Here is a 12,773-nt window from a genome sequence, read left to right as displayed (position 1 = left end):
GTCTGCCCATCCAACTGCACGAAAGCCCCCTAAAAGCACCAGTAGCTGTGCCAGGATCGAATCGCCTAAACAACACGTTACGTGACTCGATGAATGTAAACGACCGAACCGGGACAGACGGTCTAATCCTTTCAATCCGGATAGGACGCTGAAGCAGCCCATGGATCGTGCAGCCACCGCCGCCGTGCAGACCCACGGCCGGATCACCCACCGCGCCGCCACCCTTTCCCTGTTAACGCTGGACACGGCCGCGTGGTGCGGCGGATTTCTCGGCGCCGCGTGGACCCGCTTCGAGTTCGAGCTGACCGCCGGCACCAGCGGCCGTACCCTCGCCGTCGCGTTGGCCTGCGCCGCGCTCTACGCGGCGCTGACCCTGCTGCGCTCCCGGGTCTACGGCCGCTACCCGATCGGCAGCGCCGGCGACGCCCGCGGCCTGGCCGTCACGGTCGCGCTCGTGGCGACCGTCGCGGTCGTCGGCGTGCTGCCGTGGACGCACCGGCCGGTGCCGGCGAGCACGCCGCTGGTCGGCGGCGCCGTCGCGCTGGTGGCGATGGCCACCGCCCGCGGCCTGTGGCGGGTGTACGCCGACCGGCAGCGCCCGGAGACCCGGCACGCCGAACGGTGCCTGGTCTACGGGGTGGACGCGGCCAGCGAACGCCTCGTCCGCGCGCTGCTGCACGACCCGGCCGGCGGATACCGCCCGGTCGGCCTGCTCGACGACGCCCCGGACAGTCGCGGACTGCGCCTGGAAGGGCTGCGCGTGCTGGGCGGCCGGGAACAGGTCGGCACCGCCGTGCGGGCGACCCGGGCCACCACCGTGATCTTCTCGATGAGCGGCTCCGAGCCGTCGCTGCTGCGCGACGTGCGTACCCGCACGCTGGAGGCCGGCGCCGCGTTCAAGGTGCTGCCCCCGGTGCGCGAGCTGCTGGATCGGCCGGTGGCCGCCACCGACGTACGCGATCTGCAACCCACCGACCTGCTCGGCCGCGCCCACCGGGTCGCCGAGTTGAGCGTGGAACGCACCGGGCTGGCCGGACGCCGGGTGCTGGTCACCGGCGCGGGCGGCTCGATCGGCTCGGAACTGTGCCGGCAGATCGCCCGCTGCGAACCGGACGAGCTGATGATGCTCGACCGGGACGAGTCGGCGCTGCACGCGCTCCAGATGTCCCTGCACGGGCGTGCGCTGCTCGACGGGCCCGAGCTGATCCTGGCCGACATCCGCGACGCCGAGGGCATCGCCCGGGTGGTCGCCGACCGCCAGCCCGACGTGGTGTTCCACGCCGCCGCGCTCAAGCACCTCACCATGCTCCAGCGGCACCCCGGCGAAGCCCTCAAGACAAACATCCTGGGTACGCTGAACGTGCTCGAGGCCTGCCGGGACGTCGCCCAGTTCGTGAACATCTCCACCGACAAGGCGGCCAACCCGACAAGCGTCCTCGGCTACTCCAAGCGGATCACCGAGCGGCTCACCGCGTACCACGCCGAGCGGTCCGGCGGGGCCTACCTCAGCGTCCGGTTCGGCAACGTGCTGAGCAGCCGCGGCTCGGTGCTCACCGCGTTCCAGGCGCAGATCCGCGCCGGGGTCGCGATCACCGTCACCCACCCTGAGGTGACCCGCTACTTCATGACCGTGCAGGAGGCCGTGCACCTGGTGCTGCAGGCCGCGACGATCGGCCGGGGCGGCGAGGCGCTGGTGCTCGACATGGGCGAGCCGGTGCGCATCGCCGACGTGGCACGCCGGCTGGCCGCCGAGGCGGACCGCCCCGTGGAGATCGTCTTCACCGGGCTGCGGCCGGGCGAGAAGCTGCACGAGCACCTGTTCGGCACCGACGAGGTGGACACCCGGCCACTGCATCCGCTGATCTCCCACGTCCCGGTCCCCATGCTCGAACCGGACGAGGTACGCGCGCTGGACCCGTACGCCGACCCGGACGAGTTGACCAAGTGGCTGGCGGCGGTCTGCGAGCCGGCCGCCACCGCCCTGCCGGTGCTGCCCGGGCAACGCTGAGTCGCGGTCCGGTTCGCCGCCGGCGACGAGCAGACGTTAGGGTTGGCTCCGGTGTGCCGGGAAGTCTGGTCGGCGACAACTTCGTCGACCCCTGCTTCCGAACGGACACCGCATGCCCCGGCACGACCCGCACCGGCCCCGCCTGCTGTCCCGCCGATCCTGGCCCGAGGCCCGCTTCCTGGCCGACGTGCTGCGCACCGAGACCGTCGGCGGCGGCCTGCTGCTGTTCGGTGCGGTCGTCGCCCTGATCTGGGCCAACTCGCCGTGGCGGGCGGCGTACGCGGACCTGCGCGACTGGGTGCCGTGGCCGGGCGGCGCCGCGGTGCACCTCGACCTGAGCCTGGGCGCCTGGGCCGCCGACGGGCTGCTCGCGATCTTCTTCTTCGTGGTGGGCCTGGAACTCAAACGCGAGTTCGTCGCCGGGGACCTGCGCGATCCGCGCCGGGCCGCGTTGCCTGTGGTCGCCGCGATCGGCGGCATGGCCGCGCCGGCACTGATCTACGTCGCGGTGACGCTGGCCACCGGCGGCCCCGGCCTGCGCGGCTGGGCCATCCCCACGGCCACCGACATCGCGTTCGCGCTGGCCGTGCTGGCCGTGGTCAGCTCCCACCTGCCGCAGGGGTTGCGCGCGTTCCTGCTCACCCTCGCGGTGGTCGACGACCTGTTCGCCATCGTGATCATCGCGGTGTTCTACACCGCCGGGTTCCAACTGCTCCCACTGCTCGCCGCGCTGCTGCCCCTGGCCCTGTTCGGGACGCTCGTGCAACGTCGGCGCACCTGGTGGTGGGCGCTGATCCCGCTCGCGGTGGCCACCTGGGCCCTGGTGCACGGCTCCGGCGTGCACGCCACCGTGGCCGGCGTCCTGCTCGGCTTCACCGTGCCGGTACGCACCGGACGCGACGGGGCACCCGGGCTGGCCGAGCGGCTGGAGCACCGCTGGCGGCCGGTCTCCGCCGGCCTGGCCGTACCGGTCTTCGCGTTCTTCGCCGCCGGGGTGACGCTCGTCGGCGTGGACCTGGGCCGGGTGCTGACCAGCCCGGTGGTGCTCGCGATCGCCGCCGGCCTGGTGCTCGGCAAGGTCACCGGCGTGTTCGGGGCCACCTACCTGCTGGCCCGGTTCACCCGGGCCGAACTCGACGAGGAGATCACCTGGGCCGACCTGGCCGGACTGGCGCTGCTGGCCGGGGTCGGCTTCACCGTGTCGCTGCTCATCGGCGAACTGGCGTTCGGGGCGGGCAGCCCGCAGGAGGACGGGGTGAAGGTGGCGGTGCTGCTCGGCTCGCTCACCTCCGCCGTCCTCGCCTCGGTGGTGCTGATCCGCCGCAACCGGGTCTACCGGCGGATCAGCGAACGGGAGAGCCGGGACGCCGACGGCGACGGCATCCCGGACGTCTACCAGGAGGGCACCGCCTGACGCCCGGCCGCCCGGCCGCTCAGTTCAGCTCCGTCACCGCCTCGAAGATCAACCAGAGGCCGCAGATGGCGAACAGCACCGCCGCGCCGTAGCGGATCGCCCGCTCCGGCAGGTGCCGGCCGAGCATCCGACCGACCAGGATCGCCAACGCGTCCGCCGCCACCATGCCGAGCGTCGAGCCCAGCCAGGTGCCGAACCAGCCGTACTTGGTGGCCAGCGTGATGGTCGCCAGCATCGTCTTGTCGCCCAGTTCGGCCAGGAAGAACGCGACACCCACCGCCAGGATCGCCGACCGGTTGCTGCGCTCGGCCTTGCGCTTCTCCGCCTCGGTCAGCTTGTCGCCGCGCAACGTCCAGGCGCCGAAGCCGAGGAACGCCAGACCGGCGACCAGCGAGATCCAGCCGGTGGGCAGGGCCGCGTTCAGCCCGTAGCCGATGGCCACCGAGGCCAGGTGGACGATCGCGGTGGCGATGGTGATGCCGATGAGCACCGGCACCGTCCGGTACCGCGTGGCGAACGTCAACGCCATGAGCTGGGACTTGTCGCCCAGTTCGGCGACGAAGATGACGCCGAAGCTGACCACCAGCGCGACGAGGAAACCCTCCATGTGCACCTTCCCGATCAAGCCGGGAGGAGGAACGGGGGCGCCCTCGACCCGGCTGCGACAGCCTGAGTCGAAGGTCTCGCCCGCCCCGGGGACCGGGGCCGCGTGGCCGGGTGCGGAACGCACCAGTATGTCGACCACGACATTGGGGGCTACTCCCCTTCGCGCCGCCAGCCTAGCCGATCGCCGGCCGAACCGGTGACCGGGCCACCGCTCAGTCGGCGCGGGCCAGGCTCACCCCGAACAGCGCGTCCGGGTCGGTCCAGAACGCCTGCCGGGCGAAGCCCGCCGCCGCCAGCTCCGCGGCGATCCCCGCCGGCCGGAACTTCGCCGAGACCTCGGTGCGCAGGTCCTCACCGGCGGCGAACGTCACGTCCAGGCCCAGCACCCGCGCCCGCACCGGCCGCTCGGCCCGCAGCCGCATCTCGATCCACTCCCGCTCCGGGTCCCAGAGCGCCACGTGCCGGAACGCCTCGACGTCGAAGTCCGCGCCCAGCTCCCGATTGACGACCCGCAGCACGTTGCGGTTGAACTCGGCGGTCACGCCGGCCGCGTCGTCGTAGGCGGGCACGATCACCGCCGGGTCCTTGACCAGGTCGGTGCCGACCAGCAGCCAGTCGCCGGTCTCCAGCGCCGCGCGCGTCGCGGTGAGGAACTCGGCCCGCTCCACCGGCAGCAGATTGCCGATCGTGCCGCCGAGGAACGCCACCAGGCGCCGACCGCCGGTGGGCAGCCGGTCCAGGTGGCGGGTGAAGTCACCGACGATCCCCCGCACCCGCAGCCCCGGGTACGCGGCGGCGATCTGCGCGGTGGAGGAGCGCAGCGCGCTCACCGACACGTCCAGCGGGACGAACGTGCCCAGGTCGCCGTGCCGGGTGAACGCGTCCAACAGCAGCCGGGTCTTCTCCGACGAGCCGGACCCCAGCTCGATGAGCGTCTTCGCGCCGGTCATCGCGGCCACGTCGTGGGCGTGCGCGTCCAGCACCGCCCGTTCCGCCCGGGTCGGGTAGTACTCCGGCAGGCGGGTGATCTCCTCGAACAGCTCACTGCCCCGGGCGTCGTAGAACCACTTCGGCGGCAGCCACTTCGGCGACGCGGTCAGTCCGACCCGTACGTCCTCCCGCAGGCCCCGGTCCAGGTCCCGTTCCTCCAGGTGGATCTCCAGCGGCTCCGCGCTCATCAGGTGTCCTCTCGTTCCGGTCCGGGGGTAGGGATTCCTCAGGCGGCGGTCAGCTCGCGTACGTCCAGCCCGGCGGTGGTCGCCACCACCAGCCGCCCGTCCGGCACCGCCCGCCAGTCGGGGTCGTCGTCGAACGGCTCGGAGGCCAGCAGCACCGAACCCGGCCCGCGCCGCACCGACAGCGCGTGCCCGGCCACGCTCGCCACCACCGTCACCCCGTCGGTGAGCAGCAGGTTCAGCCGGGAACCGGGAGCCGCCCCGGCGACCGCCGCCACCGTGTCGGCCACCGCCTCGTGAGGCGCCGCGCCCGCGCGCAGCCGGTGCCGGACCAGCGCCCACAGCAGCGCCGAGTCCGACGGCACCTCCAACGTGAGCAGGTCGCGGATGGGCAGGCCGGCAGCCAACGGGACCAGGCTGTCCGGCCAGCCGCGCACCACGCCGTTGTGGCTGAACAGCCACCGCCCCTCGGCGAACGGCGCGGCGGCCGTCTCGTGCAGGGGCATCCCGACCGTGGCGGAGCGCACCGCGGCCAGCACCGCACGCACGGACGTGATTGCGGCCAGCTCCGGCAGCGTGGTGTCGCTCCACATCGGCTGGGCCCGCCGGTAGCGGACCGGGTCACCGCCGTCGGGATACCAGCCGACACCGAACCCGTCGGCGTTGACGGCACCGCCGCCGCGCATGTCCCGCGGCGCCCAGGACTGCCGCAGCAGCCCGTACGGCGGGTCGAACAGCAGGCTGCCCAACGGCACCGGTGGGCCGAGGTAGGCGAGATGGCGGCACATCAGGCCGGGCACTCCTCGGCGCCGGCGTCCCGGGCGCAGCGGAAGCCGCTGAAGATCTGCCGCCGGATCGGGTAGTCCCAGTTGCGGAACGTGCCCCGGCAGGCGGACCGGTCGGTGCCGAACGAGCCGCCGCGCAGCACCCGGTGGTCGTCACCGAAGAAGACCTCCGAGTATTCCCGGTAGGGGAACACGGTGAAGCCGGGATGACCCCGGAACGTTGACGAGGTCCACTCCCACACGTCCCCGATGAGCTGGTGGACACCCAGCGGCGACGCGCCCTGCGGGTACGCGCCCACCGGCGCCGGCCACAGGTGCCGCTGCCCCAGGTTGGCGTGCGCGTCGCCCGGGTCCGCGTCCCCCCACGGGTAACGGCGGGAGCGGCCGGCCGCCGGGTCCCAGCGGGCCGCCTTCTCCCACTCCGCCTCGGTGGGCAACCGCTTGCCGGCCCAGGCCGCGTACGCCTGCGCCTCGTACCAGCAGACGTGCACCACCGGCTCGTCGTCGCGGACCGGCGACCAGCGGCCGAACCTGCGGTACGCCCAGCCGTCGCCGTCGCGCCGCCAGTGCATGGGCGCGCTCAGGTCCGCCTCGTTCCGGTGCCGCCAACCGGCCTCGGACCACCAGCGGGGCTCGTCGTAGCCGCCGGCGGCGATGAACTCCCGGTACTGCCCGTTCGTCACCGGCGCGGCGTCGATGGCGTACGCGGGCAGGTCGACGGTGTGCGCCGGCCGTTCGTTGTCCAACGCCCACGGGTCGGTGGAGGTGCCCATGGTGAACGGGCCGGCCGGCACCAGCACCTCGCCGCCGACCCGGGCGCGGGGCTCCGGCGGGGGTGGCGCGTCCAGCACCGGGGCACCGGCGCGCAACTGGTGGGTGGCGAGCATGGTTTCGTCGTGCTGCTGCTCGTGCTGCACGATCATCGCGAACGCGAACCCGTCGGCGACCAGCGGACGCTCGGTGAACCGGATGCAGTCGAGCAGGTCGTACACCTTGTCCCGCACGGTCCGCACGTAGGCGCGGGCCTCGGCCGGCGGCAGCAGCGGCAGCGACGGCCGGTCCCGGCGCGGCTGCTTGAAGGCGTCGTAGAGGTCGTCGATGTCGTGGCGCACCGGCTCGCGGCCGCCGACGTCGCGGACCAGCCACAACTCCTCCTGGTTGCCGACGTGCGCCAGGTCCCAGACCAGCGGCGACATCAGCGTGGAGTGCTGCCGGGTGAGGTCGTCGTCGTCCACCGCGTCGGTCAGCAGGGCGGTACGGGCGCGGGCACGCGCCAGTTCCGCCGCGATCCGGTCGCGCAGTCGCTCGGCGTCCGCGTCCGGTCGCTCGGTGGTGGTCACCGGTGTCCCCCCTCCGCGGCGGCGCGGCGCCGCCGGATCGCTCGGTCGGTGTCGTCGTGGATCCCGGCCGGCAGGCCGAGCCGGGGCAGCGCCGCGAGGGCGAGGTCGAGCAGGGCCGCGGCGGCGGTCGCCAGTGGACGCTCGGCCAGCCCGTGGCGGGCGGCCGGGCCCCAGCGGTCGGCGACCGGGCCGGCCACGGCCAGCGCGTCGCGGGTGGTGCCCGGGTCGGCGAAGAGCGCGGCCAGCACCGCGAGCGGGACGGTCCACTCCCGGCCGGGCTGGGCGTCCAGGTAGCGCAGCTCCAGGTAGCCGCGTGGCCGTACCGGTGGGAACAGCGTGCTGAGGTGGTATTCCAGGTCGTCGCCGGTGGGCGGGCGGGGCAGCGCCCCGGCCAGCCAGTCGGCGAACGTGACGCCCGGCGGGGCTGTCCAGTCCGGGTCGTCGCCGCGCACGCACAGCAGCGGCGCGTTCAGGGCGTACCCGGTCCAGGCGGCCAGCGGGTCGTCGTCGGCACGCTGCGGGGACCACACCGGGCGGGTCCGGGCCGGGTCGATGCCGAACCAGGTGGCCATCCGGGCGGACGCCCAGCCGGTCCGCCGGCCGGCGTGCCGGTCTGCGGTGGCGAAGGCGGCCAGCAGCGGTGGGCCGACGGCGTGCGCGGCGGCCCAGCGGTCGGGCAGGTGTTCGGGTTCCCCGGCGTCCAGGCAGACCTGGAGCCCGGCCGTGCTGTACATCATCGCCCGGCCGGCCGGCCCACGCCTGTCGAAGACGCAGCGCATGGCCCGGTAGCGGGGGGTTTCCACGACGGGTCGCGGAAGTCGCCAGGGATCGATCCCGGTGCGGCCCAGCACCAGCCCGGCGGCGTCCAGGCGGGCCCGGAGTTCGGCCACGTCGGCCTCGGTGGCCAGGATGAGCGCGGCGACCGTCGGTCGCGGGGCCGCGGAGATCTCCACCTGCCCGCCGGGCTCCACGGTCACGGCGCCGCCGCGCCGGAGCTCGTCGGCCGGGCTGGTGGGGTCGAGGGTCACGGGGCTGTGCCGCCCCAGCGCCCGGCGCAGTCGCTCCCGATCCACCGGGCGGGCCGGGTCCGCGGCGTCGTGCACGGTCCATTCCAGTTCCACGCCGACAAGCGTGGGCGGCCCGGTCTTGAAACAGATGCGAGCGAGATGGCCCCGGGCCGCCTCCTCGTCACCGAGGACCACCGTGCGGTCCAGGTCCGGCGACATCACCATGCGGGCGCTCCTCCTTCGGCGGCGGGCGACGACGAGGTCGCGCGTCGCCCGGCGCGGGGGCACGGGACGCGCGTCTCACCATCCTCTGTCTAGCAGACGAGATCCGCCCGCCCAGCGGGACGAATTTTTGTCCGGAATCCGACGGCCGCAGGAGGCTCAGTCGTCCTCGTCCGCCGGCTCCGACGGCGCGGCCACCAGGTCCCGGCAGAATCGCTCCACCTGGTCGGGGCCGCCGGCGGCGGTCACCAGATCGGCGAAGCCCGGCGTGGTCAACGCCCTCTCCCGCTGCCGCTCGGACTTGGCCAGGTAGGCACGGCAGTGACCGGCGAGCGCGCGGTCGCCCGCCGGCGGCGGGTCGGAGGCCACCGGGGCGGTGGGGGTCGGTGACGGCGTCGCGGGCGACATCTCTCCGGTCGGTGCGGTGGACGCCGGCGAGGGGTCGGTGGTGATGGGGCCGGTGGCGGGTGGGACTTCCGTCGGGGCGGCGCCGGTCGGCCGGCTGGTGGCCGGCGGCGGCACCGGCTCGGTGGGCCGGTCGAGGCGAACCGCGGCGAACGCCACCCCGGCCACCGTGGTGGCGGCCAGGCCGGACAGGGCGGCGGCGACCCGCAGCCGCCGACGCGGACGGCGGCGGGCGACCGCGGGGGCGGGCGCGGCCCGGGCCGCCCGGAACGCGGCGAGGGCCTGCTCCTCGCCGGCGGTCGGCGTACCGGCCGGCGGGGCGGCCGCGGCGGCCGCCAGCAGCCGGGCCAGCGGGTCGGCATCAGCCGCGGGCGTCGCCGCGGCGTCGAGCAGGCGTTCGGACTCCGCCCGGTCGGCGGGCCGGCCGGACCGGCGAGCGTGCATGCCGTCGTCTCCCCTCACGTCAGCCCTCCGCCGGCTCGGCCTCGGGTGCGTGCGGCACCTGGCGGTCGGTACGGGGACGGGGCGCGACGGGATCACCGGACTCGTCCGACGCGTGCGGCGCCGCCGAGCGTTCCAGCATGGTCGCCAGCCGGCGCAGGCCGCGGTGCGCCGCGGTGCGCACCGCCCCGGCCCGCCGGCCGAGGACCCGCCCGGCGGTCTCCGCGTCGAGGCCGATGACCGCGCGCAGCATCACGGCCTCCGCCTCGGCCGGCGGCAGCGTACGGATCAGCGCCAGCGCGCTCTCGGTGGCGATGGCCTCGCCCGCCCGGTCGGCGGTGTCGACGTCGGCGGCCAGTTCGCTGAGCGCCTGGACCGGCACCGGGATCGAGGGTCGCCGTCGTTGCCGGCGCAGGTGGTCCATGGCCCGGTTCCGGGCGATCGTGACGGCCCAGGCGCGGAACTCGCCGCCGCTGAACGAGGGCAGGTCGCGGGAGATCTGCAGCCACGCCTCCGAGGCGACGTCCTCGGCGTCGGCGCCGACAAGTGCGGTCAGATAGCGCAGCAGGGCCGGCTGCAGGGTGCGGTAGAGGAAGCGGAACGCCTCCTCGTCGCCGGCCTGCGCCGCGACGACCGTCTCGTTCAGGTCGGCGGTCACCGGCGCCGCCGGGGGGCCACCGTCGCGGGCCGGACGGGTAGGGGAGCCAGTGGCCACACCGCCATCCGCACTCGCCCCCCGTGAGCTGATCGGGCGCCCGCGAGCACGCGATGCGCCATGAACCCGGCCGTACGGTACGCGGCTGGCGGACATACCGTACCGGCGCAGGGGGACCGCCCGCAGTCGGGCCGATCGGGGGGCCGGCAAGGGTCGGACGGACCGGAAAACAGAGAGAAATGTCTACCCGCGCCGGCGGCGTGTCGATGTAACGCGGGTCACCCGCCGGCCGCCGCGACGGGCCGGTGCGGGAGGGATGGCGTCCCGGGAAGTGGACACCCGGGGCCTGGGGATCACTTTCTGGCCGCTCGTGCCGGAGCCGTCACGGTGAGCCTACCGGCAGCGCCGGTGCCGACCGTGCGGGTGAGCCGGCCGGAACCGCTCGGCCGCCGACGCGGACGACTTCGCCGGAAATACTTCGCGCCCACTGTGGGTACGGTATGGGGGTGCTGTCCTCAGACGTCGTACTCAGCGGTCGGTACCGCCTGGATGACCGTGTCGCCACCGGCGGCATGGGCGACGTCTGGCGTGCCAAGGACCTGGTGCTCGGCCGGTCGGTCGCGGTGAAGGTGCTGCTGCCCGCGCTGGTCTCCGATCCCGACTTCATCGCCCGCTTCCGCGCCGAGGCGCGGATCATGGCCTCGCTGCGTCATCCCGGCGTGGTCCAGGTCTTCGACTGCGGCGAGGACGAGCTGCCCGGCGGTGGTCGGGCCGACTACCTGGTGATGGAGTTCGTCGCCGGGGAGCCGCTGTCGCGACGGATCGAATCCGCCGGTCGCCTCGAGGTCGCCGAGACCATGTCGATCGTGGCCCAGGTGGCGCAGGCGCTGCACGCCGCGCACGGACGGGGCATCGTCCACCGCGACGTCAAGCCGAGCAACCTGCTCGTGCAGGACGACGGGACGGTGGTCCTGGTCGACTTCGGCGTGGCCCGCTCGACCAACGTCACCAGCATCACCAGCACGAACGCGGTGCCCGGCACCGCCCTCTACATGGCGCCGGAACAGGCCGCCGGCCGTCCCGTCTCGGGGGCCACCGACGTGTACGCGCTCGGCGCGGTCGCCTACTGCTGCCTCACCGGCGGTCCGCCGTTCACCGGCGACAACCCGCTCCAGGTGGCCGTGCGCCACCTCGACGACGAGCCGCCGGAGCTGCCCGCGGAGATCCCGCCGGCGGTTCGCGAACTGGTGGCCAGGGCGCTGGCGAAGGACCCGGCCGACCGCTACCCGAGCGCCGCGGCGATGGCGGACGCAGCCCGGGCCGCGCGTACCGACTCGCCCACCACGCCGGTGGCGCTGCGCGGCGCGGTCGGCGGTGCACGCGCCTCGAACGATCAGCCACCGGCCCGCCCGGGTGCGGCGGTGGCGACGCCACGGCGACCGGGGCGGCGGGGGACGCTCATCGGCGCGCTCGGCGCGGTGCTGGTGGCGATGACCGCCCTCGGCGCGCTGGTGGCCGCCGCCAACGACACGGGCGAGCCGGCCACGGAGATCGACTCCACTGCGCCCTCGGTGGCGCCCAGCAACCCGGTGGCGGACCCGGCGATCACCGTGGAGCCGACATCGGACGACAACTTCACCTACCGGCCGGTCGGCCCCGGCGACCGGCCGTCGGCCTCGGTCGCGGCAACACCGAGCACCTCGCCCAGCGCCTCGGCCCAGCCGAGCCCGTCCGACGAGCCGAGCGCCGCCCCGACCGCGCCCGCCGGCACCCCCACCACCGCACCGCCGGTGTCGGAGACCACCACCCCGCCGGTGGCCGACCCGACCACGACCGCTCCGGTCGGCGGCGGAGACGACGGTAACGGCGGCGGCGGCAACGGCGGACAGCCCTGACCCACGGCCCCGACCGTGCCGGGCGTGGAATGTCAGGGAACGAGCAGGGTCCGCATGCGGTTGATCTCGACGGTCTGCTCGACGGCCACCGCGTTGGCGAACTCCTGCATGGCCTGGTCGACACCGACCTTGAGCAGGTCGGTGGACATGACCACCGCCCCGGTGTGGTGATCGGTCATCATCTGCACGAAGAGCCGGTCGAACTCCGCGCCCCGGGCGTCCGCGAGGCGCCGCATCGCCTCGGACGTCTGCATGCCGCGCATGCTGCCGTGATCGTGCCCCGGGACGTCCGCGGGCAGGCCGCGGTTGCTGAGCCAGGCGCGCAGCACGCCGACCTCCGGCGCCTGGCCGGCACGGATGCGGTCGGCCACCGCGCGTACCCGCCGGTCGGCGGCCCGGTCGGGGGCGAGCGCCGACATGGCCAACGCCTGCTCGTGGTGCGGGATCATCATCCGCACGTACCAGACGTCGAGGCTGTTCCACCGGGGCGCGGCGTCACGCGCCGGCACGGCCGGGCCGGTGACGGCCGGCTCCCCCGGACGCCCGGGAGCCAGCACCGGCGGCGCCGGGGCGACCTGGCCGGTGCCCGGCGTCGCCGCGACGGAGGGGCTGGCCACGGCCGCTGTCGGAGCGGCGTCCTCCCGCCCGGTCAACGCCAGGGCACCGAGCACGGCGAACACCACAAGCGCTGTGACGGCGGACCACACACGCGCCTGCCGGCCGGTCATACGGCGCTCCCTCCGGTCAAGGTGACAGCGATCCTAACCATAGACGAATCTCCCCTCATGTGACCTGGGTCACATTGATGACCGTCTCAAAT

General features: G+C 74.4%; 11 protein-coding genes. 3 read left to right on the top strand and 8 right to left on the bottom strand.

The genetic code is table 11. The features are described 5' to 3' along the window. Positions 1 to 160: 160 nt before the first annotated feature. Both ACLQ2X_RS02185 and nhaA read left to right on the top strand, forming a co-directional pair. Positions 161 to 2,008, top strand: a complete 1,848-nt coding sequence (locus ACLQ2X_RS02185; protein WP_425679201.1) for a polysaccharide biosynthesis protein — start codon at positions 161 to 163, stop codon at positions 2,006 to 2,008. Between the two features lie 112 nt (positions 2,009 to 2,120). Continuing rightward, positions 2,121 to 3,422, top strand: coding sequence for a Na+/H+ antiporter NhaA (gene nhaA, locus ACLQ2X_RS02180; RefSeq protein WP_425679200.1), 1,302 nt, complete (start codon positions 2,121 to 2,123; stop codon positions 3,420 to 3,422). A gap of 19 nt (positions 3,423 to 3,441) precedes the next feature. Here the strand turns inward: nhaA and ACLQ2X_RS02175 are convergent, their stop codons facing one another. From ACLQ2X_RS02175 to ACLQ2X_RS02145, 7 genes are all read right to left on the bottom strand, one after another. Next, positions 3,442 to 4,029, bottom strand: a complete 588-nt coding sequence (locus tag ACLQ2X_RS02175; protein WP_425679199.1) for a TMEM165/GDT1 family protein — start codon at positions 4,027 to 4,029, stop codon at positions 3,442 to 3,444. A 211-nt stretch (positions 4,030 to 4,240) separates the two neighbouring features. After that, a complete protein-coding gene (gene egtD / locus ACLQ2X_RS02170) occupies positions 4,241 to 5,206 on the bottom strand; it encodes an L-histidine N(alpha)-methyltransferase (RefSeq protein ID WP_425679198.1) in 966 nt (321 codons plus the stop codon). 38 nt (positions 5,207 to 5,244) lie between these two features. Next, positions 5,245 to 5,991 carry an ergothioneine biosynthesis protein EgtC gene (gene egtC / locus ACLQ2X_RS02165; RefSeq protein ID WP_425679197.1) on the bottom strand — a complete coding sequence of 249 codons (747 nt, stop codon included), beginning with the start codon at positions 5,989 to 5,991 and terminating at the stop codon, positions 5,245 to 5,247. Then, a complete protein-coding gene (gene egtB, locus ACLQ2X_RS02160; RefSeq protein WP_425679196.1) occupies positions 5,991 to 7,328 on the bottom strand; it encodes an ergothioneine biosynthesis protein EgtB in 1,338 nt (445 codons plus the stop codon). Before egtB ends, egtC begins: the two co-directional genes overlap by 1 nt. Beyond that, a complete protein-coding gene (egtA, locus tag ACLQ2X_RS02155; RefSeq protein ID WP_425679195.1) occupies positions 7,325 to 8,560 on the bottom strand; it encodes an ergothioneine biosynthesis glutamate--cysteine ligase EgtA in 1,236 nt (411 codons plus the stop codon). Before egtA ends, egtB begins: the two co-directional genes overlap by 4 nt. Before the next feature lie 156 nt (positions 8,561 to 8,716). Then, on the bottom strand, positions 8,717 to 9,406 hold the full coding sequence (locus ACLQ2X_RS02150; protein WP_425679194.1) for a hypothetical protein: 690 nt from the start codon (positions 9,404 to 9,406) through the stop codon (positions 8,717 to 8,719). 19 nt (positions 9,407 to 9,425) lie between these two features. Beyond that, a complete protein-coding gene (locus ACLQ2X_RS02145; protein ID WP_425679193.1) occupies positions 9,426 to 10,061 on the bottom strand; it encodes an RNA polymerase sigma factor in 636 nt (211 codons plus the stop codon). Between the two features lie 503 nt (positions 10,062 to 10,564). On the opposite strand from ACLQ2X_RS02145, the gene ACLQ2X_RS02140 reads away from it, so the two are divergent. Then, on the top strand, positions 10,565 to 11,953 hold the full coding sequence (locus tag ACLQ2X_RS02140) for a protein kinase domain-containing protein (protein ID WP_425679192.1): 1,389 nt from the start codon (positions 10,565 to 10,567) through the stop codon (positions 11,951 to 11,953). Between the two features lie 32 nt (positions 11,954 to 11,985). Here ACLQ2X_RS02140 and ACLQ2X_RS02135 read toward each other — a convergent pair whose 3' ends face one another. Beyond that, the gene (locus tag ACLQ2X_RS02135) at positions 11,986 to 12,681 is read right to left on the bottom strand and encodes a DUF305 domain-containing protein (protein ID WP_425679191.1); all 696 of its coding nucleotides are present in this window, start codon (positions 12,679 to 12,681) and stop codon (positions 11,986 to 11,988) included. Positions 12,682 to 12,773 lie beyond the last annotated feature (92 nt).

The sequence above is a fragment of the Micromonospora sp. DT31 genome, assembly GCF_049841795.1.
GTDB lineage: Bacteria > Actinomycetota > Actinomycetes > Mycobacteriales > Micromonosporaceae > Micromonospora.
This window is presented reverse-complemented; position numbering and strand designations above follow the sequence as displayed.

Bases quoted from the DNA above. Each gene is read 5' to 3' on its own strand.
- ACLQ2X_RS02185 (WP_425679201.1), top strand. From the start codon at position 161: ATGGATCGTGCAGCCACCGCCGCCGTGCAGACCCACGGCCGGATCACC.
- nhaA (WP_425679200.1), top strand. From the start codon at position 2,121: ATGCCCCGGCACGACCCGCACCGGCCCCGCCTGCTGTCCCGCCGATCC.
- ACLQ2X_RS02175 (WP_425679199.1), bottom strand. From the start codon at position 4,029: ATGGAGGGTTTCCTCGTCGCGCTGGTGGTCAGCTTCGGCGTCATCTTC.
- egtD (WP_425679198.1), bottom strand. From the start codon at position 5,206: ATGAGCGCGGAGCCGCTGGAGATCCACCTGGAGGAACGGGACCTGGAC.
- egtC (WP_425679197.1), bottom strand. From the start codon at position 5,991: ATGTGCCGCCATCTCGCCTACCTCGGCCCACCGGTGCCGTTGGGCAGC.
- egtA (WP_425679195.1), bottom strand. From the start codon at position 8,560: ATGGTGATGTCGCCGGACCTGGACCGCACGGTGGTCCTCGGTGACGAG.
- ACLQ2X_RS02150 (WP_425679194.1), bottom strand. From the start codon at position 9,406: ATGCACGCTCGCCGGTCCGGCCGGCCCGCCGACCGGGCGGAGTCCGAA.
- ACLQ2X_RS02135 (WP_425679191.1), bottom strand. From the start codon at position 12,681: ATGACCGGCCGGCAGGCGCGTGTGTGGTCCGCCGTCACAGCGCTTGTG.